Source organism: Paenibacillus sp. NPDC055715, from assembly GCF_053617595.1.
In genome coordinates, this window is the sequence record NZ_JBSHGA010000003.1 from 270286 (window position 1) to 292179 (window position 21894).

22 protein-coding genes and 2 pseudogenes are annotated in these 21894 nt (G+C 46.0%); 18 read left to right on the forward strand and 6 right to left on the reverse strand.

The features are described 5' to 3' along the window. Nucleotides 1-4: 4 nt before the first annotated feature. A complete protein-coding gene (locus ACWGOO_RS08340; RefSeq protein ID WP_452482401.1) occupies nucleotides 5-1036 on the reverse strand; it encodes a M23 family metallopeptidase in 1032 nt (343 codons plus the stop codon). A 122-nt stretch (nucleotides 1037-1158) separates the two neighbouring features. Between ACWGOO_RS08340 and cls the strand changes: the two genes are divergently transcribed. Both cls and ACWGOO_RS08350 read left to right on the forward strand, forming a co-directional pair. Beyond that, on the forward strand, nucleotides 1159-2589 hold the full coding sequence (gene cls, locus ACWGOO_RS08345) for a cardiolipin synthase (protein WP_452482403.1): 1431 nt from the start codon (nucleotides 1159-1161) through the stop codon (nucleotides 2587-2589). Between the two features lie 195 nt (nucleotides 2590-2784). Further along, entirely contained in the window at nucleotides 2785-3729 is a 945-nt protein-coding gene (locus tag ACWGOO_RS08350) for a YitT family protein (RefSeq protein ID WP_452482404.1), read from the forward strand. A 52-nt stretch (nucleotides 3730-3781) separates the two neighbouring features. On the opposite strand, the gene ligD is transcribed toward ACWGOO_RS08350, so the two are convergent. Beyond that, on the reverse strand, nucleotides 3782-4672 hold the full coding sequence (gene ligD, locus ACWGOO_RS08355; RefSeq protein ID WP_452482405.1) for a non-homologous end-joining DNA ligase: 891 nt from the start codon (nucleotides 4670-4672) through the stop codon (nucleotides 3782-3784). A 624-nt stretch (nucleotides 4673-5296) separates the two neighbouring features. On the opposite strand from ligD, the gene ACWGOO_RS08360 reads away from it, so the two are divergent. From ACWGOO_RS08360 to ACWGOO_RS08370, 3 genes and pseudogenes are all read left to right on the forward strand, one after another. Beyond that, nucleotides 5297-5479 (forward strand): hypothetical protein, encoded by a 183-nt coding sequence (locus ACWGOO_RS08360; RefSeq protein WP_452482407.1) that lies wholly within the window; start codon nucleotides 5297-5299, stop codon nucleotides 5477-5479. Between the two features lie 157 nt (nucleotides 5480-5636). Beyond that, a complete protein-coding gene (locus ACWGOO_RS08365) occupies nucleotides 5637-5837 on the forward strand; it encodes a hypothetical protein (RefSeq protein WP_452482408.1) in 201 nt (66 codons plus the stop codon). Continuing rightward, nucleotides 5834-6772 (forward strand): annotated as a pseudogene (locus ACWGOO_RS08370) (asparagine synthase-related protein); the annotation flags it as partial. The gene ACWGOO_RS08365 and the pseudogene ACWGOO_RS08370, both read left to right, overlap by 4 nt. Before the next feature lie 717 nt (nucleotides 6773-7489). Here the strand turns inward: ACWGOO_RS08370 and ACWGOO_RS08375 are convergent. Beyond that, nucleotides 7490-7831 (reverse strand): hypothetical protein, encoded by a 342-nt coding sequence (locus ACWGOO_RS08375; protein WP_452482409.1) that lies wholly within the window; start codon nucleotides 7829-7831, stop codon nucleotides 7490-7492. Between the two features lie 590 nt (nucleotides 7832-8421). Continuing rightward, nucleotides 8422-9336, reverse strand: a complete 915-nt coding sequence (gene ku, locus ACWGOO_RS08380) for a non-homologous end joining protein Ku (protein WP_452482410.1) — start codon at nucleotides 9334-9336, stop codon at nucleotides 8422-8424. A 239-nt stretch (nucleotides 9337-9575) separates the two neighbouring features. On the opposite strand from ku, the gene ACWGOO_RS08385 reads away from it, so the two are divergent. The 9 genes and pseudogenes from ACWGOO_RS08385 to ACWGOO_RS08425 all read left to right on the forward strand — a co-directional run. Next, complete coding sequence (locus tag ACWGOO_RS08385; protein WP_014280296.1) at nucleotides 9576-9815, forward strand: hypothetical protein; 240 nt, start codon at nucleotides 9576-9578, stop codon at nucleotides 9813-9815. A 24-nt stretch (nucleotides 9816-9839) separates the two neighbouring features. After that, nucleotides 9840-10019 (forward strand): H-type small acid-soluble spore protein, encoded by a 180-nt coding sequence (locus ACWGOO_RS08390; RefSeq protein ID WP_354451171.1) that lies wholly within the window; start codon nucleotides 9840-9842, stop codon nucleotides 10017-10019. 3 nt (nucleotides 10020-10022) lie between these two features. Beyond that, nucleotides 10023-11003: a hypothetical protein gene (locus ACWGOO_RS08395; RefSeq protein WP_452482411.1), complete on the forward strand. Its 981-nt coding sequence runs from the start codon at nucleotides 10023-10025 to the stop codon at nucleotides 11001-11003. Nucleotides 11004-11110: 107 nt separating this feature from the next. Beyond that, nucleotides 11111-11704 (forward strand): DJ-1/PfpI family protein, encoded by a 594-nt coding sequence (locus ACWGOO_RS08400; protein WP_452482412.1) that lies wholly within the window; start codon nucleotides 11111-11113, stop codon nucleotides 11702-11704. A gap of 466 nt (nucleotides 11705-12170) precedes the next feature. Next, on the forward strand, nucleotides 12171-13565 hold the full coding sequence (locus ACWGOO_RS08405) for a helix-turn-helix domain-containing protein (protein WP_452482413.1): 1395 nt from the start codon (nucleotides 12171-12173) through the stop codon (nucleotides 13563-13565). A 238-nt stretch (nucleotides 13566-13803) separates the two neighbouring features. Next, on the forward strand, nucleotides 13804-13983 hold the full coding sequence (locus ACWGOO_RS08410) for an aspartyl-phosphate phosphatase Spo0E family protein (protein ID WP_452482415.1): 180 nt from the start codon (nucleotides 13804-13806) through the stop codon (nucleotides 13981-13983). 95 nt (nucleotides 13984-14078) lie between these two features. After that, on the forward strand, nucleotides 14079-14405 hold the full coding sequence (locus ACWGOO_RS08415; protein WP_452482416.1) for a hypothetical protein: 327 nt from the start codon (nucleotides 14079-14081) through the stop codon (nucleotides 14403-14405). A gap of 172 nt (nucleotides 14406-14577) precedes the next feature. After that, complete coding sequence (locus tag ACWGOO_RS08420) at nucleotides 14578-14928, forward strand: hypothetical protein (RefSeq protein ID WP_014280308.1); 351 nt, start codon at nucleotides 14578-14580, stop codon at nucleotides 14926-14928. Nucleotides 14929-15470: 542 nt separating this feature from the next. Further along, nucleotides 15471-15542, forward strand: a pseudogene (locus ACWGOO_RS08425) (hypothetical protein); the annotation flags it as partial. Between the two features lie 105 nt (nucleotides 15543-15647). Here ACWGOO_RS08425 and ACWGOO_RS08430 read toward each other — a convergent pair. Further along, nucleotides 15648-16175, reverse strand: coding sequence for a cysteine hydrolase family protein (locus ACWGOO_RS08430; protein ID WP_452482418.1), 528 nt, complete (start codon nucleotides 16173-16175; stop codon nucleotides 15648-15650). Between the two features lie 134 nt (nucleotides 16176-16309). On the opposite strand from ACWGOO_RS08430, the gene tsaE reads away from it, so the two are divergent. From tsaE to tsaD, 4 genes are read left to right on the forward strand one after another with little or no spacing between them, the layout of a single operon-like run. Further along, on the forward strand, nucleotides 16310-16789 hold the full coding sequence (gene tsaE / locus ACWGOO_RS08435) for a tRNA (adenosine(37)-N6)-threonylcarbamoyltransferase complex ATPase subunit type 1 TsaE (protein ID WP_452482420.1): 480 nt from the start codon (nucleotides 16310-16312) through the stop codon (nucleotides 16787-16789). 3 nt (nucleotides 16790-16792) lie between these two features. Beyond that, on the forward strand, nucleotides 16793-17629 hold the full coding sequence (gene tsaB, locus ACWGOO_RS08440) for a tRNA (adenosine(37)-N6)-threonylcarbamoyltransferase complex dimerization subunit type 1 TsaB (RefSeq protein WP_452482422.1): 837 nt from the start codon (nucleotides 16793-16795) through the stop codon (nucleotides 17627-17629). A 17-nt stretch (nucleotides 17630-17646) separates the two neighbouring features. Further along, complete coding sequence (rimI, locus tag ACWGOO_RS08445) at nucleotides 17647-18162, forward strand: ribosomal protein S18-alanine N-acetyltransferase (RefSeq protein WP_452482424.1); 516 nt, start codon at nucleotides 17647-17649, stop codon at nucleotides 18160-18162. After that, nucleotides 18159-19223 carry a tRNA (adenosine(37)-N6)-threonylcarbamoyltransferase complex transferase subunit TsaD gene (gene tsaD, locus ACWGOO_RS08450; protein ID WP_452482426.1) on the forward strand — a complete coding sequence of 355 codons (1065 nt, stop codon included), beginning with the start codon at nucleotides 18159-18161 and terminating at the stop codon, nucleotides 19221-19223. The genes rimI and tsaD overlap by 4 nt, the downstream gene beginning before the upstream one ends. 609 nt (nucleotides 19224-19832) lie before the next feature. Here the strand turns inward: tsaD and ACWGOO_RS08455 are convergent. Next, nucleotides 19833-21791 carry an ABC-F family ATP-binding cassette domain-containing protein gene (locus ACWGOO_RS08455; protein WP_452482505.1) on the reverse strand — a complete coding sequence of 653 codons (1959 nt, stop codon included), beginning with the start codon at nucleotides 21789-21791 and terminating at the stop codon, nucleotides 19833-19835. Nucleotides 21792-21894: the final 103 nt, after the last annotated feature.

A 21894-nucleotide genomic window follows, 5' to 3' on the forward strand; every position in this document is an offset into this window, starting at 1 on the left:
TCCTTTATTGTACATAGAGTAACGGATCGACAGGCTGACTATGCTTGACGATCTGAAAATGAAGATGAGATCCCGTGCTTCTTCCCGTACTTCCCAGCAGGCCGATGGTCTGTCCTTTACGGACTCGATCCCCCGGAGTCACCTGCATACCGCTCAGGTGCATATACCAGGACTGGAGCCCGTCAGGATGCTGGATGATAATACAATTGCCCCGTGCCCCGCCGGAAGCTGCCTCCAGCACGGTGCCCGCCCCTGCTGCATAGACGGGATCACCCGTTTGTCCAGCAATATCCACGCCCGAATGGAAAGCCGATTTGCCCGTAAACGGATCGCTGCGATAGCCGAAGCTGGAGGCCATCCGGCGCGAACCTACAGGCCAGGCCGAAGGCTTGCCCTGTTCGGCAAGCGCCAGTCTGCGGGTCTGGAGCAACTGTGCAGCTTGCTTCTGCTCAAGGTTCTGCTGTACGGCGTTTGCCTGCTGAATAGAGCGGGGAACCGTGCGCTCTACCGTGTCCAGCAGGGATTCGATTTTCTGAAAATCATCCATGGCTTGACGAGTAAGCATGGCTGTATTTTCATGAACTGTAATCAATTCGCCCCCGGTATGACCGGAGGCATCCCAGGAGAGTGGGGTCATGGACGCTTTGCTGCTACTGGTGGCAGAGGATTTTCCGTGTTTACGGATAAATTGTTGCATTTGCTGCTCCAGCTCCGTTACGCGCTGGAGGCGTTCGCGAATACTGGTGGCCTGATTCGTCAGCTTCATGACTTCGCGGCGTAGTCGCCCGATTGCTGCATCCTTGTCCGCTACCGTAACCTCCATCTGCAAACTCTGGACAGCAAGATTCGTTTCCATTTGGGAAATGATATGGGAAGAACGGATTTGCAGCCCGATCACGAGTGTAGAAATGGACGCGATCACAAGGGTGGGGACGAGAATGACAGCGGCTGTAGAGCATTGTAGCTGCTTGGGCGGTTGCTGTGCATCCCGAATGACGAGCAAGGTCATCCGGCGATGTAGGCTTCCTTTTTTCATAATCGCTCCTTTCCGGACATCGATCCTATAGTGCTTGGTTACTATCTATTCAGCTTAAGGGGCAAACATGTCAAAAAATTTGGAGCTTGGTATAAAACATAGATCTATAAGGAGGCTGAGACATGCTGTGGTTGCTGTTGATTTTAATTGTTTTTATTTTTCAGACCGGGACGATCCTGCTCTTTGAATTTCGCAAGCCGGCCAAAGCGGTAGCCTGGCTATCTATTTTGTTCTGCTTCCCACTCATTGGCTTTGTCGTGTACTACTTTGTTGCACAGGATTATAAGAAGCGCAAAATGGTGCGAAAAGGAGGATCACAGCTATTTCGTGAATTTCGCGAGCGCCTGTGGTCGCAATCGAAGGTGATTGAGAATGTGGAACAAATGCACAATCCTCATTTCAAGCACCAGGAGCGTCTGTTTAACCAGCTCATCCGCATGTCGGAAAATCCGTTGACCGGCTGCAATCGCACGCGTGTGCTAACGAATGGGGAGGAGACCTTCAAGGCAATGCTGACAGCGATGGAACGGGCGCAGCATCATATTCATGTGGAGTTTTACATATTTCGGGCGGACGACATCGGTACCCAGTTTCAGGAAGTGATGATTCGCAAGGCGCGTGAGGGTGTGAAGGTTCGATTCGTTGTGGACGGCGTGGGGAGCTACAATCTGCCCTATTCCTTTATTCGTGCCTGTAGTGAGGCAGGTGTAGAGTTTCATTATTTTCTGCCTCCGTTTTTCGCCACGCTGGATCGCCGGATTAACTACCGGAATCACCGTAAAATCGTAGTGGTGGACGGACGGATCGGGTTTGTTGGAGGAATCAATGTGGGTGACGATTACCTCGGCAAATACCCCAAGGTGGGATTTTGGCGGGATACGCATTTGCAGATTGAAGGAGATAGCGTCTATTTTCTGCAAAATGCATTTCTGAGCGACTGGAAGCTGGCCTCCGGGGAACGGCTGATGGATGAGAATTTATTTCCGCCTCATACCTGTGAAGGAGATGAGGAAGTACAGATTTTGAGCAGCGGCCCCGATCAGGTATGGGATACAATTCAGGAACTGTGCTTTGGTGCGCTGGCGGTTGCCAAGAAGCGGATCTGGATTACCACGCCGTATTTTATTCCCGATCCGGGGATTTATGAGGCACTTAAGCTGGCGGCGGTTAGTGGTGTCGATGTGCGGATTATTATTCCATACAAATCGGATTCAAAGCTGGTGCATCTGGCGTCTCTGTCCTATGTACAAGAGCTGTTGGAGGCGGGTGTGGAGTTCTATCAATACCGTAAAGGATTTATTCACACCAAAGTCGTTATTGTGGATGATTTGCTCGGCTCGGTCGGGACCGCCAATATGGACATGCGCAGCTTTTTCTATAATTTTGAGTTGACCGCTGTACTCTTTGCCCGGTCAGCGCTGGAACACCTGTCGGCCGATTTTGAAGAGGACCTGTCCAACTCCTCGCATATTGATTTAAAGGTGTTCCGCAGACGGCCACGAGTACAGAAAACAGCTGAAATTCTGACTCGCATGCTCTCTCCGCTCCTTTAAAGGCGGTTTTCGCCGTTTTTATCAATATAATCCGGCTTTATTGAGATTTATGTGCTTTTTGCTAACTTTTTTGCGCAAAATCACGGTTTTATGGTATAGTATTCATATAACACAAGCGCGGTAAAGGAGAAGGGACTGCGGACCGCAGCCCCTTTTTTGACCCAATATACCATACTGTAATGGGGGGATTTATATATGAGTGTGTTGGGCAAGGAAGTCCAAAATCTGTCTGAGATCACAGATGTGACCGGAGAGTTGACCAAGATCAGCAAAATTCCAGCCAATCCTAGAAATAATGCAAAACGCCTGTTTCAGCGTGCGGCCATGATTATTTTCGGTGCAGCGCTCATGGCAGTAGGCCTCGAAATATTCCTGGTTCCTAACGGCGTTATCGACGGTGGGGTCACAGGTATTTCCATTATGGCCTCCAAGATTACTGGCTATCCGCTCGGCATTTTCCTGACCCTGTTGAACCTTCCTTTTTTGATTATCGGCTACAAGCAAATCGGTAAAACCTTCGCTTTATCCACATTATTCGGCATTATCGTGATGTCCATCGGAACCGCGTTACTTCACAATGTAAGTGCGTTGACCCCTGGCGAACCGCTGCTCGGCGCAATCTTTGGCGGTGTCATTCTCGGCGTTGGGGTAGGTCTTGTCATCCGGTCCGGCGGCTCGTTGGATGGAACAGAGATCGTAGCTATTCTCGTCAGTGAAAAAACTCCTTTTTCGGTCGGTGAGATCGTACTTTTCGTGAACATCTTCATTCTGGGCAGCGCAGGCTTTGTATTCGGTTGGCCGAATGCCTTGTATTCCATGATTGCTTATTATATTGCGATGAAAATGATTGATATTACCATCGAAGGTCTGGACCAGTCCAAATCGGTCTGGATTATCAGTGAAAAATACCGCGACATCGGGGATGCCCTGACGGACCGTCTTGGACGGGGCGTAACTTATCTGGAAGGTGAGGGTGGCTTTACAGGCGAAAGCAGGAAAGTCATTTTCGTCGTCATCACCCGTCTGGAAGAAGCGAAGCTGAAGAACATCGTTGAAGATTGGGACCCACATGCCTTTGTGGCGATTGGGAACATTCATGATGTGAAGGGCGGACGCTTCAAGAAAAAAGGAATACACTAGCGCAAGGGGACGATTCCTTGGCCGATTTTACGGCTGTGGAGTTCGCCCTTTTTTATTTGGCGCGCATATGCTTTAGAACATCTTCGATGGGCTGGGGAGGGACCTTGGCAATCAGGTCGCCTACCTGATTTAGCCGTTCCTCAATATTTAGCAAATGATAGTCAAGCGGCGATACATTTTGTCGTACCTCGTCCCATGTCAGTGGGGTGGATACCGTAGCGCCAGGGCGTGCCCGCGGGGTATAGGGAGCGGCCAGGGTTTTTCCTTGATAATGCTGCAAATAATCAAAATAGATAGCGGTTCCCCGATCCTTTTTTAACCGTTCCAGTGTGAACAGATGCGGGTGCTTTTCGGTCACGAACTGACCCACCAGCAGACCGATGCTGCGAAGCTCATCGAAGGTTATGCCTGTGCGGATCGGAACAATAATTTGCACACCTGTGGCTCCGGACGTTTTGGGTACGGATTCCAAACCAAGCGAAGCCAGCACTCCCCCAACGATGGACGCCGCTTCCATAATGCGTGGTTCGACTTCTCTGGACGGATCAAGGTCAATCATCCATTCACACGGCAGCGTGCTTCCGGCTTGGTGCAGCGATGGGTGAAATTCCAGCGCCGCCTGATTGCCGAGCCATAGCAGTTGTGGCAGTGTGCCGAGTACCATATATTCAATGCCGTCATGCGGGAAAGTCTTGATATAGTCCGGACGGGGCTGCGGGGCATTTTTCTGGTAAAAAAAATCCCCGTGAATGCCGTGTGGCCAACGGATGACAGTCAGTAAACGGTTGTGGCTATATTTGAGCAGAAAAGGGGCCAGCACCGCAAGCTTGCGAAGATACAGCGCCTTGGTAACGCCAGCTTCGGGCCACAGAGGTTTATCCGGGTTGGTAATAGGAATTTCCAGACCTTCAATGGTAATGATGCCTTTAACAGCTTGTCTCATAGCGCTACGCTCCTTCTTTTAATCTCTTATAAGCTAGCTTGAGAAATTTACATGGAAGATGTACTTATGGATTAACATGAGCGTCATGTACAGAAATTATCCGTCAAAGGGATTGATAAGATACAAAATGTATCATAAATTTATAATAAATTACGAAATGTATCTATCAAAATGTCTTGAGCAGAGGTAGAGGAGGAGTTTCTTTGATTGATAAACAAGGCGAGGGGCTGGTTTTCCTGCTTAGTGTCCCACCGAAGTGGAAGCTCGCTAGTCACCGCCATCTTGCAAAACCACTCCCGTTTGTTTACCACGCAGGAAATGTGGTTCCTGCTCAGACTGTATGATCTTCCCCAGTCACAAACGAGTCCCTATGGAGGAACCGGAATCCTCCGGCAATTTTTAACGGTATGGTTCCTTCGCATGTATTGGAGCAGGCTTCCCGATCGTATACACTTGAAATCTATAACGGTCTGCTTAAAGGGACTAACGCAAATATAGTTATCGACAAATCCCCGCGTTACTATACGGTGCTTTTTTTAGACCGCCTTTTCCCGGCAGCCCGCAGGGTGTGGCTTATCCGTAATCCTTTATCTATCGCGGCTTCATTCAAAAAAAGTTAATCAGATGCGCGGCGAACGCTTTCATCTGCTGGAGGAGCTGGAAAGCTCGCATTTTAATATGAAAATGACGGATATTTCGGTCGGTTTGTTCCGTTACGCACATTTTTTGCTACTTCTCATCCGCTGGAGCAGTCCGAGCATATCACCGGGGGAAAGTTTAAAGAGGAAGCTGATGTGGAGCCGCTAAGTCGGCGTAAGAGCCAGTTTCTCCAACAAGGCAGCTTTGAGTGGAAGAACGCTTATCGGATGCTGGAAAATAGGATGCGGATAACAGTGAATTCGCAATAAAGATAGGGTAGAAACCTGCACCTCATGATTCTCTAAAGAAGGACTTTGTACAAGTTGTGAATGATACACGGCTCCAGACGCTGGAAAACAGACTGGCACATCGCTATGAGGAGCGGAATCGTCTTATCGCACAGCTCCAAACCTACCAAGGCAGAGATCAACGGCTCCGATCTCGTATCCCCTTTGCCCGTCAGTTGGACCGTTGGGCGTCCGTAGCGTTATCGGGAATGGAAAAAGAAAAAGGGGGGAAAACGTGAGTGCGATTGCCGGAATATACAGCTTTGGGCATGAGTCCATATGCACCGATGAAGGCGGTCAAATGATGCAAGCTCTGCGAAAATATCCCGCCGACCGCGTATGCGCCTGGTATGAGGGTTCCATATTTTTGGGCTGTCATGCCCAGCATGTGACACCGGAATCCGTCCATGAGTGTCTCCCTTTCTATGACGAGGAACGGAATTTGGCGATCACGGCGGATGCGATTATTGACAATCGTTCTGAGCTGTTTGAACGGCTGGGGGTGGGACAGGAACGGAGGCAAGAAATCACGGACAGCGAGTTGATTTTGCTGGCATACGACAAATGGGCGCTCGACGCGGCCCTCTATTTAATAGGTGATTTTGCCTTTGTCATTTGGGATGCCGGGCGGCACAGATTATATGGCGCTCGTGATATGGCAGGAAGCCGCACGCTGTATACATACCAACATGAGCGAGGGTTTGCGTTTAGTACAGTAGTAGCCCCTCTTTTGGCTCTGTCTTTTCTGCGAAAAGAACTGCATGAGCCGTGGCTGGCGGAATTTCTGTCCATCCGTGCCATGCAGGAATCCGTCGATATTGGGACTACCGCTTATAAGCATATAAACCAGCTTCCGCCGGCCCATTGGTTCACCATGGAGGAGGGAAAGTCAACCATCCATAAATATGCTTCTTTGGATGATGTGGAGCCGCTGCGACTCAAAACCGGCGGCGAGTACGTCGAGGCTTTTCGCGAGGTATTTTCACAGGCGGTGAATGCCAGATTACGCACGCATCGCGCTGTGGGGGTGGCCTTGAGTGGCGGTCTGGATTCCGGTGCGGTTGCCAGCTTTGCCGCGCCGTCGCTGCGATTGCAGCAAAAGCCACTGCATGCGTACAGCTACGTGCCCGTACAGGATTTTACCGATTGGACACCGTCGACATCTTGCTCAAATGGCTATTTGATGCTGCTCAAACGACGTGGCCCAAACATGCTATTCTTTCCTTTGCCCGATTTTCTCGTCTATTTCCTCTGCAAAAACTACCGGTGGAATGGCTGGTTCAGATTCAGCATGTTCTTCTCAATTACATTAATCTTTAATGCATACGCTGCGGTTCTATCATTAGCCCATGTTGAATAAACGAAAATAATATTCTAGAAGCAGGAGATGATCTACATGACTTCATCATCATAGGACTTAAACGAGAAGACGATAGGCTTTTCGGTAGCTGCCCTGAATATGTGGAGTTGTACGACCTTAGTGACATTCAAATCTACAAAATCGCTGTCATTGGAATTGCAAGCATTGTAAAAGAGGATGAAGTATTGTCTGACAGCCCTGTAGATGAATCTTTCCAATCAAAAATGCGACAATATCGAGACGAATGTGTCATTCGATGCCAGAGCTGGCACTGTCGCTTTTTTTTCTAATCCAATAAACCCCACATTACTGAAAGTCGATGAGCATTTAATTTTTATAAATTAATTTAATCAATACACCCACAATAGTCCAAACGATAGCGATAGTTGCTTTCATTTTAAAGGAGTTGCTCATTTCCCCCGTCTTATTTACTTTATTGGAAATCCAGATAAACACTGTTGCAAACAAATATCCTATGATTAAATCAATTATTATATAGATTACTGGCAATAAAATGGACACTAGTCCTCTTCACCCTTTCAGATTAATTCTAGGTACATTTACAAAATTGTTATTTAGAGCACTAGGACCGTAACCCATATTTTTCAAGATAAAATCCAATCGACGTTTACTATCTTCTACCTCAATAATAGTAAACCATTTTTGAAAAATGTTAAATTCTTTTAATTGTAGTAGTGCTCTTAAATCTAGGGCTCCAACTGCATATCTAGTCTTATTATTTTTCTTCTCTAACTGGACTAATACTTGAACTGATCCACTCTGCTCAGGATAAAAAGTATTCGTTATACTAATTGGTTTAAAATCGGATGTGGTATCTTCACAAACCGTAATCGATGCTATATTTATTTTCATCACCCCGCCTTTCTATATTATAAATCAAAAAACCAATACCGAAATAAACCAGTATTGGTTTTTGATTCATCTTTAGTTAGTGACCTTTACCCCAAATAGCCACACCAATGCTATAACGAACACCGCCCGTTATTGCTCCATCAGCGGCTTCGATTGTACCTCCAAAAATAGCTCAAGGAACAGCTCCTACACCACCAGCTCCATTTTGGTCAATGACCGAGCCTATGGGAAGATTACACGATTTGATCAATACGCTGAAGATAAGCAGTATGTCGGCACGCGTATTAATGAGAACGTGACGTTGGTAAATCCTCACTCCTTACAACGAACGTAATTCGAAACTTCCAATGAATGTACCTATCTTATTCGGGAGAACGAAGAATGCCGTGTTCAACCAACTATTTGCCGCGCTCATGATCTATGTCGTCCTAAAGTGGTTGTACGTCACGCTAAATCATTCGTTCTCCCTTGTAAATCAGTACCTCTCATTCGGTTCAAGGAACAGATCCAATATAGCCAAGTGTATGTTGAATGGATGATCGCTATTGGTAAATCAACAGGCGTGATTCTAAACCTGAGCCGCCGCAGTCTCAGGTTTCCTTGCGTTTGGCTGTGCTTCTTTTCTTTTTGATCGGAGTCGGAGAAACGGCATCTCCTGCCACCGCTTGCTGTGTTGTTGTGGCTGCTGTTTTACGCGCAGGGCGTTTTTTCACGGCTGGGCCGGGATCGGTAACGACAGGCTTCACTGCCTCGATGCTGGCCTGGAGTGCAGCCATCAGGTCCACGACATTGGTCTGCGGCTGCGATGGAGCGATTCGGATCTCTTCTCCAGCCACTTTATGCTGAATGAGGTCCAGCAGACGCTCGCGGTACTGGTCCGTATATTTTGCTGCATCAAAAGGTGTAGATAGCTGCTCAATGAGCATTTTTGCCATCGTCAGCTCCTTCTCTTTAACTTCCTCCTGTCCCGGCAGATTAGGAACCTGGGACACCGGTCGGATTTCATCGGGGTAAAACATCGTCTCCACCGCCAAACATTCATCCAGCACACGAATAGCCGCCAGACTGCTTTTGGATCGGATCGAGATTTGGGCAATGCCAATTTTTCCGGTATCCTTCATCGCATTCATAAGTAGCTTGTAAGCATTGGAGCCTGCCTGATCCGGGGACAAATAATACGTTTTTTGAAAATAAATCGGATCAATCTCCTGCAAGTCCACAAAATCCAAAATGACGATATTTTTATCCGCTTGTCCGCTGATTTGCTCCAGTTCCTCCTTATCGAACAGGACAAACTTCCCTTTTTCGTATTCATAGCCTTTTCCAATCTCCTCCCATTCGACCTCCTTATCACAAACGGGACACTTTCGTACATAACTGAGCGGACTTCCGCACTCCTTATGAATATAACGCATGGAAATATCCTTATCCTCCGTAGCCGAAAACATTTTAACGGGCACATGAACCAATCCAAAGCTGATTGCGCCCTTCCAGACCGTATGCATTACGCCGCTCCTTCTTTCCTTGTAAGTGATATCAAGTATGCCCAACCTTATTATGTTGAATGAGGTGGTTTCAACCTTGGCTTTTTTGACTTGTTTTCCGCTTAGTATGCTTCGTGCGAAAGAATGTATGAAGCAAATATCAGGCATAAATGAAGGTGGCCGTTTTCTGCTCGATGTGCATGGTTACAGCTTTTTTGGTGCATAGTAAGGCATATCCGATTCAAAAGGAGGTACAATTTATGCCCGGAAAATCCTATCCTCGGCAAATCAGACATCGTGTGGGTCAAAGCCATATCGCCTTTCGGGGACCCGCCGGAGGCGAACAGGATGCATTGCCGCCCGAGTTTGCCCTTTCCCATGGAATCCAGCCGCCTTTTCCTGTAGCTGTGGGTCATGTGGATTTGGAGGCTGTGGTTTCAACTTCGCCTTCTCATAGCATCCCTTCATTGGACGTTGAACGGATTATAGATGAGGACTAAAACAATCATCAGGAGGAGATCAGCATGAACGTGGAACGAGCAAAAGCGATTTACAATTCTTCCGAAAACATTGCCGTGCAATTAGAGGGTAAACCGATCTGGATCGAGCATGTGGATGAAGCAAATGGTATGGCTACCGTACAGGTGGGCAGCAACCCCGGAAATACTCAAACCGTTCGTGTAGATCGTTTGGAAGAGAAATAGGAGATGGGAACCAAACATTTAGTCATTATTCATGGCCGGGACAAAAAGCCCAAATGCGAGGAAATGCTCCGTCTCATCAAAATAGCGCTAATTGCTGGATTACGGCGTGTAAATGAGGAAGCGGCACAAAAGCTGGAGCAAGAGCATATCACGCTGACGTTTATTTACTACGGAGATATTAACAACAGGCTACTGCTGCCCAATTCCCAAATTAGAGATGTATTTGAAAAAGATAGTAATGGAGAATTCTATGTTCCAGACCACTATTACGACGAGAGTTTGGAGCAATTAATCAATCGACCAACCGATCAGATGACTCCAGAGGAATACAACCGCCTGATAGCAAATGAACCGCTCATACACTCCTATGATGAGATTGCAAAAATACTTAGCCCATACCTGTCTTTATTCGGTATGAGCACCCGTGCGATCAAGAAGCTGCTCCCTGATCTGGGAGCTTATTTGACAAGCCGTGTAGTAGGCTCCCAAATTCGTGAAAGACTACAGGCACCATTGGCTAAAGCCTTAAGTAGCGGAGACGATGTCATGCTTCTTTCCCATAGTATGGGATGCATGGTGGCTTACGATGTTTTGTGGAAATTTTCACGTATGAGCGAATATAAACATCTATGGGAGCACAAGGTTAACGATTGGTTGACACTGGGCAATCCGTTAGGCGAGCCAGCCGTAAAGCGCAGCTTGTATGATTCCAACGAGCCTGACGATGGTATGTATCCCATCAATATCAGACATTGGACCAACATTAACGCAGTAGATGACTACATCGCGCATGACGCAACGATTGAGGATGATTTTAGCCTGATGCTGAGTCGTAATTTAATAGAGAGCATTGATGATCAGCCGCTGATTCAGACGTTTTGGAAAGATAGTCATACCGGACGATCCAATCCCCATAACTTCTTTGCCCATCTCAACCATCCAAAGGTAGCTGAGCATGTGGCAGATTGGATTTTACGCTCATAACCGCCTTATAGTACACTAAATAAGCGCCCGAAAAGGCGCTTTTTATATTGTTTAATTCAGGAAACAGGGTGTATAGTATGATTAATATTTGAGGAAAGGTGAGCTGTATGGACTTTAACATATGCTTGTTCGATGATTTTGAAACACTGGATGTATTCGGACCCGTTGAGATTTTTGGTCGCCTACCAGAAGAGTATGACTTAAAATATTTCTCTATGAACGGAGGAATTATTGAGAGCCGACAAAAAACCAAGATTGTTACAGAACCCATTGCACAAGCAAAGCCCGATGACATATTTATGATCCCAGGCGGACAGGGGACAAGAAATTTAATCCATGACGATAAATTTATAAATCAGATCAGAGAGATTGCGGAACATTCCTGTTTTTGTATAACTGTCTGTACAGGTTCTGCGCTACTTGCCAAAACGGGCTTGTTAAAAAACAGGAGCGCCACATCCAATAAATTAGCCTTTGATTGGGTGAAATCCATCGATACGGAGGTTGACTGGATTCCGTACGCAAGATGGGTAGTAGATGGAAAGTTCTATACCTCATCCGGTGTATCTGCTGGAATTGATATGTCCTTAGGCTTTGTTTCCGACCACTTTGGTCTTGAAAAAGCTCAACAAGTTGCTAATCAAATTGAACACATTTGGAATTCCAATAAAAATGATGACCCCTTTGCGAGTCCTTTATAGGTCATCTAAGCACGCTTATTTATGGTTTCTTACGAAATTCAATTTGATATCTCCGCGATTCTCTAGCCACAGCAGTTCGTTAAGTAAAAATGTCATAACATATAATTGTGCCTCCTAGTGGATAGTTGAATTACTCAATGGTATTTTGAAACGGTAACATGTTGCTAATAACGAATGGAGTACATACCGAATGCCAAAGAAAGTACTGAATAATTGATACCTTTAATTTAGATTTAGTACTCCAGTGATGAGGTTGGCCAAGGGTCAATCTTTTTTTGCGTAAGCTAAGAAAATCCAATTCTTAGATAAAGCAATGGATTGAAAAGTGTACATATATATCCCAAAAGGTGGTATACTATGTGTCAAAGTGACATTTTATTCTATAATTAGATTGTAACATGTAATGTTCCGATGAGTCGGTATCTGACTGACTACATAAACGTTAACGTTAAAGGGGTTGTTTATTGTGAACCATACAACCACGATTCGCACAGAACTGTTAAATTTCATGAAACACAATGATCTAAACATTAACCAATTAAGTAAGGTAACCGGTTTAAATGCAGGCTCGATAAGTACCATGGTAAATGGCAATCGTGCGCTATCCGTTGAACAATTAGACCGTATTACGACAGCGATGGGATATGCTAAAGGGTATTTTTACGAGCGCTATATAGAAGAATATTTGGCGAAAGTCGCTCTAAATTGGCGCAGGATTAAACCTTTCTTGTACCGTTGTGCAGAGCTGGACAAGCAGGGATGCATCCGACAGGTAATCGGTTTGCTGTTGGACAAATTAATGTATTCCTCATATTTGTTTGATCTTGCGGAGGAATTTTTCAAAGACGGCAAATATGCAATAGCCGCTATCCTTTATGAAGGCGTGGCTTTAAGTGAGAAAAGTCAGCATTCGGAACGACTGGCTTTATGTCAGTATCGTTTATTTATGGCGAAACAGGGAGATAACCAAGAGCTAAATTATCAAGCAGCTATTGAGTTTCAGCCTTTCATTGACCGCTTGGACGAGATTGACCAACTGGAAGCATTAAAGGACTTAGCAAACACCTATCGTTCCTTACGAAGATGGGATAAGGTAGAAATAGTAGCTCAAAAACTGGAGCATAAGTCTAAAATTCAATATTTCTCAAAATGCAAGCCAATAAGAAAAAAAAGAAATAAGCAGGAGAAACCAAGCAAACCGCTTTATGTCTATGTTGCTTATTCTTATTTACTTCGTGGAAGCGTTTGTGAAGAATGGGGAGAGTATGAGCAGGCTCTTCAACATATTCATGCCTATACTGATTTGAGTTGGGTGAAAGAAACGGATGAGGAATCTGAGCGTTGGAAGGGCTTATTTAAGGAATGGGCACAGGTTAACACTTATGTAACCAAGTTATTTTCTGGAGATGTGAGTGTACTTCCGGATTATGTAGCATATATTGAAGTGAATAAAGAGGAAACTCTCCTATCTTTATTAAACATTATTGAAGCAGCTAACCGATTTGATCTCAATGTAGATGATATACTTTGCAAGTTTAATAAGGAGATTAAATATATAACAGAAATGGAAAAAGGTGTTTATACTCAACAAACTACCTCAGAACGTTCCTCTCGTTTACTTAACGAATTGGCTGAATACTATTTACTTAAAGAAATGTATCAAAAGGGATTCGAATTTTTAATAAGTGGATTGGAAAGATCTTCTATTATGAATAATAAGTCATGTATAATCAAGTGTGTAGGTTTATTTGAACGTTTTAGAAAGGATGCATATTTCGAAACTACAGAAACCTACCAAAATTTGATTAATGAGGTGTACAAAAATGAAAAAAAAATTAGGGCTACTTCTTTTAGCGGCTAGTTTTTTGTTGATATTGGTTAATCCAATTCAATCCCCAATAAAGGAGGGATTTTTTCAACCCCTTGATCACCATGGAGGGATATAAGCCTATCACACCCTTGTTATATACTAATTCTAATCCAAGGCCAGCTTAAGTGCTGGTCTTTTTTTCTATAAATCGGACGTTTTTTCTTAATTTTACCATCATTGAAATGGAAATAACACTTTAAACTAGAAAACATGAAAGGGGGTGAGTGTGATGAAAAAGCAAGAGGTTTTGCGTAATCGTTTGGAAAAGAACAGACAGAAACTCTACGATCTACAGAAGAAATATGGATTCGATGATGCATGTGTGCTCAGGCAATCTATGCTTCTCGATGAACTTATCAATCAATACAATCGGACTTTTTATGTACATGCAAAAAAGCAGACTGGTTGAAAGCGATTAACTTCGAGAGAGAGAGAAACTTTTGGCGGATGACTCTCTCTTTTATAGTGGTAGACCAAAGAAAGACCATAAAAGGAGGAGTAAAAATGATACAATCTAAAAAGAAATGGTTTTTAGCTTTATTTGCAAGTGTAACTTTGTTCTCTGTCGTAGCTCCCTTTTCAGCATCTGCAAATGGAGTATCTTCTGTTATTACAGATACTTATCAATCTTCTCCTGAACAATACTCGGAATCAGTTGAACAACGTGTGATCGAACCTCAATGGAAGACAAAAGTCGCTAAAGAAGCACTAAGGGCATTCCGTGATAAGGTAACAAGCAAACAAGCTATAAATGACGTGAAATATGCCCTTGAATTACTTCCTAATGGGAAAAGTGGTCTGGTCTTTATGAGGATGCGGTCTATGGGATAAGATCGAATATTGATGAACTTTTGAAATGGGAAACAGTCCTTATGGATGATTTGAAGGCGAAAGTTGCAGGAGCTCTTTACGATGTTGGCATTCCCCTCTCTTGGGCACGAAGATTTGCCTCCGTTGTAATTGAAGTGTTACTATAAGCCGAAAAAGGGAAGAGGGGATTTCATTGTCATCCAAAAGTCTAGAGGAACGAGTAGAATTACTCGAATATTACAATGTCCTCATGAGGGATTTTGCGGTTGATCCTGAAACATATGTGCTCTGGGATTATATTATGTCTGAACACTTAAACGGGGCACAAGGAAATCAACTTTTGGAAGTTCTAAAAAATCATTATACAAAACTCAAAATAGCGCTGGAGAAAGAGGAGCGTTTGCCCGGTACAAGTTACCTTTATGAAGATCTAATTAATGTAGTCAAGTCGTTTGGTAAGCCTGCAAGCGAACGAACCGCTTATAGTATTCTGTTAAGAGCTTCGAAGCTTCCAGAATTTCATCTTTACTCGAAATATCTATAAAAAATAATGAAGAAGACCCACTCCCCCAATGGGGGGAGCAGGGTTATAGTACCAAGTAGTCGATATTAAGGCTCCCCTTAAAAAAGGAGTCTCAGAAGATATTATTCACTCAATAATCAATAAACCTCAGGGATATTCTATAACCATATCTCAAAATTCTGACTTTCCAGCTAAGCGTATAGTAGGCGTTTACGAATTTGTAAGCAGTCTTCCTCCTAACTCTTAATTGAATTAGTGATTTGTGATATTATTGGTTCCACAAAGTCCGTTTGTAATAAAGCTTCTGAAAAAATCAACTTTAAAGCGACTGATAATCTTATGCTAAATGTTAACTTTAATCAAAGACCAGCTCAAGTTGGTCTTTTTTCTATAAATCGGACATTTTTCCTCAATTTATTCATCCTCATAATAGAAATAACCTCTTACACTAAGATCATAAAAGGAGGGTTTGTGATGAAAAAGCAAGAGGTTTTGCGTAATCGTTTGGAAAAGAACAGACAGAACTCTACGATCTACAGAAGAAATATAGATTCGATGATGCATGTGTGCTCAAGCAATCTATGCTTCTCGACGAACTCATCAATCAATACAATCGGACTTCTATACACATATAAAAAAGCCGACTGCTTGAAAGCAATCGACCTCTGAGCGAGAAACTTTTGGCAGGTGACTCGCTCTATTATTTTATCATACATGCCTTAAAATCAGAATGATTCATATTAAAAATGTACATCTTCCGTTGCAAGCAAACGTACAAAACGATTACCGAGCATCTCATTGTGGTGGGCAACGATTTGTTCTCCGCTCAGAACCTTACTATTAAATGTACTGTGCGCATCCGATACAAGCACATTATTCTGGTACCCCAGACTGTAGGCGTTCCGGCAGGTCGTGTCTAGGCAGAACTCGGTCTGCATCCCGGCAATGATGAGCCGATCAGCCCCCAGTTCCTTCAGCACATCGCCCAATTCAGTTTGGTAAAAGCTGTCCCAGGATGTTTTACGGACAATCCGCTCATGGGGAAGGGGACGCACTACATCTGCTATGGCCCACCCTATGCTGTTTTCTTGAAAATCCTCGTTCGTCTCGCTGGTATGCTGTATAAAAATAACGGGCGTGCCTGCTGCTCTCGCTCTGGTCAAAAGCTGCTGCAAATGCTCTATAACTTCCTGCTCTCGATACAGCTTCTCATCATACATAAACATAGCCTGTTGCACGTCAATCATAAGTAAAACGGTTTGTCCCATCGTTTCGATCCCCTCCCTGTATGTTTCACTAACTTACAATAGCATGTCTTCATGCCTTGCGGCGACATAAGGTGAACTATATAATAAAGGACAAGTTGGAACGGTCCGATTCGGACGAAAGGTGATTAAAATATATGACAATTTCGCAGGAACAGTTTACGTTCCGTTCTGCCGGAGAGGCACAGACCGGGACTTTGGCAGGGTTTTTGGCAGCCAAAGCGGTTCCCGGAACGGTGATCGTGCTGGATGGAGATCTGGGAGCGGGCAAAACCGCTTTTTCCAAAGCCTTTGCCAGTCATCTGGGTGTCCCAGGTATCGTAAACAGCCCAACCTTTACGCTCATTAAGGAGTACGAAGGTCGATTACCCTTGTATCATATGGATGTATATCGTATTACACAGGATGAGGCCGAAGATCTCGGGCTGGACGAATATTTTTACGGGACAGGAGTATGTCTGGTGGAATGGGGCAGTATTATACCGGATATGTTGCCAAAGCAGCGGCTTCACATGTATATAGAAACAACGAACGTGGAGGAGCGCTTGATTCACCTGACCGGGTACGGCGAGCCTTATGAACAATGGTGCCGCAGTTTGCGGGAGAATGGAGTTTGAACCATGCAAAGAGAGCATACAGATGAGAATGTAAAGCCGCGTGAGCGGTTTTTGGCGTTAGATACAGCGACGACCGTGATGGCGGCCGCCCTGATGAGCGGAAAAGAGTTACTAGGAGAAAGCAATGTCTACGGCGAACGCAATCACTCGGTGCACGTGATTTCCGAATTGGAACGGCTTCTGAGCGAAGACGAGTTGACGCGAGATGATGTGGACGGCATTGCGGTGGGTGTCGGACCGGGGTCTTACACAGGTATTCGCATTGCGGTGACCGCGGCGAAAACACTTGCTTGGGCCTGGGGCGTGCCGGTGACATCCGTATCCACTTTGCACGCGCTGGCCTGGGGCGGTTGGAGCCGTGGCACCGAGTCGCAGGAGCAAGAAGCTGGCAGTGAATTAGCAAATAAACACTCGGCTGGAGAGCAGGCGGCAGACTGGATCGTTCCCGTGCTGGATGCACGACGCGGACAGGTATACACAGGCTTGTTCGCAGCGAATGTGGACGGCGATACCGGGATTCCACAGCGTCTGGAACCGGATGCGATCCGATTAATGGCCACTTGGACCGAGGCCCTGCTGCAACGGCTGGAGGCTTTGCCGCCCGAAGGGCGTCCTGCGGTCATTTGGCTGGTCGGTGAAACGGCGGTTCACGCAGAAACAGCTGAGCGCCTGCGTGCATGGAGCGAGCTTCGTATCGTACCGTATGAGCTGGAAGGAAGATGGGTTGGCCGCCTGGGGGCGGATAAGCTGCTTCGTCAGGAACATGACGAGTTACACACGCTGGTTCCAAACTATACCCAGTTGGCGGAGGCGGAAGCCAATCTGCTTCGTCAGCGCTGAAGAGAGCGGTGAACAACATGGCAAAGAACATACAACGGGAAGAAAAGTTGGAGTTTCGACTGATGCAGCTGGATGATATTCCCGATGTGCTGGCGATTGAGCATGAAGCGTTCACGCTACCGTGGACGGAAGAAGCGTTCCGCAATGAATTGACGATGAATCATTTTGCTAAATATATGATTATGGAGCTGAACGGACAGGCCATCGGCTACGCAGGGATGTGGACGATTATGGACGAGGCCCATATTACGAATATTGCCGTTCGAGAGGCCTACCGCGGGCGCAAGCTTGGAGATAAGCTGCTGGACGAGCTGATGCAGACGGCCTCTTATCTGGGGATGGAACGCATGACGCTGGAGGTACGGGTGACGAACCGGATCGCTCAGGGCTTGTATGAGAAAAAAGGCTTTAAGCCAGCGGGCGTCCGTAAGGGATATTATTCGGATAATAACGAGGATGCCGTGATCATGTGGGCGGATCTTCCCGCACATGGGGCATTTAGTGAACAGGAAGGAAGGGTGCAGAAGCAATGACGCAAGAGGAAAAAGCAGGTACAGGCGCCGCCTCTGGCGAGCCTTGCTATATATTGGCAGTGGAGACGAGTTGCGATGAGACGGCTGTGTCCGTCGTGAAAAATGGCACGGAGGTGCTTTCTAACCTGATTTCCAGTCAGATTGAAACGCACAAAGCCTTTGGCGGAGTTGTGCCGGAGGTGGCATCCCGCAAGCATGTGGAGAGCATTACCTACATGCTGGATGAGGCCGTGCAGGCATCGGGAATTACGCCACGCGAGCTTTCGGCAGTTGCCGTGACGCAAGGACCGGGACTGGTGGGTGCGTTGCTGGTGGGCATTGTTGCCGCCAAGAGCGCCGCCATGGCGTTCGGCAAGCCGTTGATCGGAACGCATCATATCGCAGGACATATTTATGCAAATCAGTTGGAGCACAAAATCGTATATCCGTGCATCGCTCTGGTCGTATCAGGAGGGCACACAGAGCTGGTATGGATGGAGTCCGAGGGTCATTTTCACCTGATTGGTCGCACGCGGGATGATGCGGTTGGGGAAGCCTATGACAAGGTGGCGCGTGCTATTGGTTTTCCGTATCCCGGCGGTCCGCACGTAGACCGTGTGGCTCATGGATCGGAGGAATCTATCACCTTGCCACGTGCATGGTTGGAGCCGGATTCCTATGATTTTAGCTTTAGCGGCTTGAAATCTGCGGTATTGAATGTGATCAACCAAACGAAAATGCGCGGTGAAACCGTCCATGTCGGAGCGATCGCAAGAGGCTTTCAAGAGTCGGTTGTGGAGGTGCTGGTGGAAAAAGCGATTCGTGCCATGCGTGAATACGGCGCGAAACAACTGCTGTTATGCGGCGGTGTTGCCGCCAATCGTGGACTGCGGACGACACTTCGTGAACGGTGTGAACGTGAAGGCATTGAGCTGCTTGTACCATCTATGAAATATTGCACGGATAATGCGGCCATGATTGGTGCCGCAGCTTACGCTAAGTGGAAACGCGGCGAATTCACCTCGCTGGACATGAAGGCTGATCCCGGACTGTCTTTGGAAGAATGGTCCATTCAATCTTAATTGGAGAAGCATTGGGCTAGTGAGCTGAATGAAAGTGAAGAAAGTAGATAGGGACACGACTCGTTTGGGTCGTGTCTTTTTATGTTTTATATAAGCTGAACACTGAAAATATAAGTTCAACTTATACAGATCTATAAATATAAAATTCAATAGGTATAAATACAGGAGTTTGAGCAGGTGAATTTTAATGTCTAATTCTCCCGCGTCGTTCGTCATGATGTTGCACGATTTTTCAGCATTCATCAAAAAAAACTGAAATTTAATACTCCTCGAACAATGATATGATTTGTCAAGTTGTGAACAAAGTTATCCACATATCACGTCCGAAGTGTGGGTAATTAAGCTTGAGGCAAGCAGCTTAAGGCTTTTTTAGGATGCAAGAACAGGGGGCATTTTGCATCTTTAGGATTTGTAAAATCTGTGGATAATGTGGATAAAATAGTGGGTAAATTTGGTTTTCATATGAAAACGGCTTTTTATCAATAAAAAAATGGCCCCAAAGACCATTTTTCAATACATTTCATGCACACATTATGTGGATATCCTTGTGTATAAAAAGACGGATAGGGCTAATGTGAAATTTTTAAGGCCATAATTTTGAAGAATGCCTTATTCTTCTAACAGTTCCTCCCATGACGCGTAGGTTGCTGCCAATTTCTGCTTGCGTGCGTCAAGCTGTGCCTGAATATCCTGAAGGGCCGTGTAATCCTGATAAATTTCTGGCAGAGTCATTTGCTCCTCCAGCCCCGTAATTTGTTCTTCCAGCTCTTTGATTTGATTTTCCAGTGTCTCTAGCTTGCGCAGGCGACTGCGTTCCTCACTCTTGGCTTGTTTGTCTGCCGCATAGGCTGCTGCCCCTGTTTTGGGTGTTGTCTCGTCCGTTGCGGATACAGATGATGCTTTGCTGCGCGTTGCCTGACCGGACTCCAGAGCTTCTTGCGCAATTTCAGCCAGCTCCTGCTTTTTGTCTACATAGTCATCATAATTCCCCAGGAAACGTTCTATGCCTTCAGGATGAAGCTCAATGACACGTTCCGCCATTTTGTTAAGGAAATAACGGTCATGGGAGATGAACAGCAGCGTGCCATCATAGTCGATTAGGGCAGCCTCTAGCACTTCTCTACTGAGCAGGTCGAGATGGTTGGTAGGCTCATCGAGAATTAGTACATTGGCTTCGCGCAGCATCAGCTTGGAGAGAGAGACGCGAGCTTTTTCACCGCCGCTTAAAGTAGCTACCTTTTTCAGTACATCGTCACCACTGAACAGGAAGTTACCCAGTACTGTGCGAATTCGTGTCTCCTCCATATGGGGGTACTCGCTCCATAGCTCCTCCAGCACCGTATTGGCCTGGTTCAGGTTCATTTGTTCTTGGTCATACAAGCCGATTTTGATTTTCGTGCCCCAGTGAATCGACCCGGCAGCAGGCTTTAACGTTCCCGTCAGGCATTTGAGCAGCGTCGATTTGCCGATTCCGTTCGGACCAATCAGCGCAACGGTATCGCCACGTTTTAAATCAAAGGATGCATGCTGAAATAGCGTTTTTTTACCTTCGTAGGCCACGGAGAGGTCACGCACTTCCAGCACTTCCTTCCCCGACATATAAGCCGTTTCAAACGAAAAATGGGCTTTTTTCAGATCTCCCATTGGCCGATCCATTCGCTCCATTTTATCCAGCTGCTTTCGGCGGCTCTGGGCACGTTTGGTCGTGGAAGCTCGCACGATATTGCGTTGCACGAATGCCTCCAGACGGGCAATTTCCTCTTGCTGCTTCTCATAGTGTTTGAGATTGGTTTCGTACTCGGCAGCTTTCAGCTCCATATAGCGACTGTAGTTACCTGTATATCGGGTCGAACGATGACGCTCGATTTCGATAATAGTCGTCACCAGTCTATCGAGAAAATAACGGTCATGGGATACGACCAGCAGCGATCCGGAATAGCCTCGCAAATAATCTTCCAGCCAGGTCAGTGTTTGAATGTCCAGATAGTTGGTAGGCTCATCCAGCATGAGTACATCCGGGGCAAGCAGCAGGATGCGGGCCAGCGCGAGACGTGTTTTCTGTCCACCGCTCAGTGTGGATACAGGCGTCTCCGGTGCAAATGAGCCAAAACCCATACCATGAAGCACGCTGCGAATACGGGTTTCCATTTCATAGCCGCCGTGATCCTTGAACCAGTCCGACCTTCTTGCATATCTTTCCAGAAGATCTGCATAGCGCTTCTCGTTCTGTGCATTGGCGGGGTCGGCGATTTCCTGCTCCATCTGCCGTAGTTCCCGCTCTGCTTCGATCAGCGGAGTAAATACGAGCATCATTTCTGCCCAGATGGATCGGTCGGAGTTCAAGCCGCTGTTTTGCGCCAAATAACCAATGCTGGCCTCCTTCGCTTTGAAAATTTGTCCACTGTCATATGATATTTCACCAGCGATGATTTTGAGCAATGTCGATTTGCCCGCGCCATTCACACCTACCAGTCCAATGCGTTCACGTTCCAATATTTGAAGGTTAATCCCGTCCAGAACGGGCTCAATTCCATAGGATTTCGTAATTCCGGTTACTTGCAATAGCATCGCGTATCGTTCCTCCATTACATTATGCACAGTTTTCCCTGCTTCCTCCGCAGGGTGTCTTCCTTCCAGTTTACATGAAAATACCCACTAATGCACTGCTATC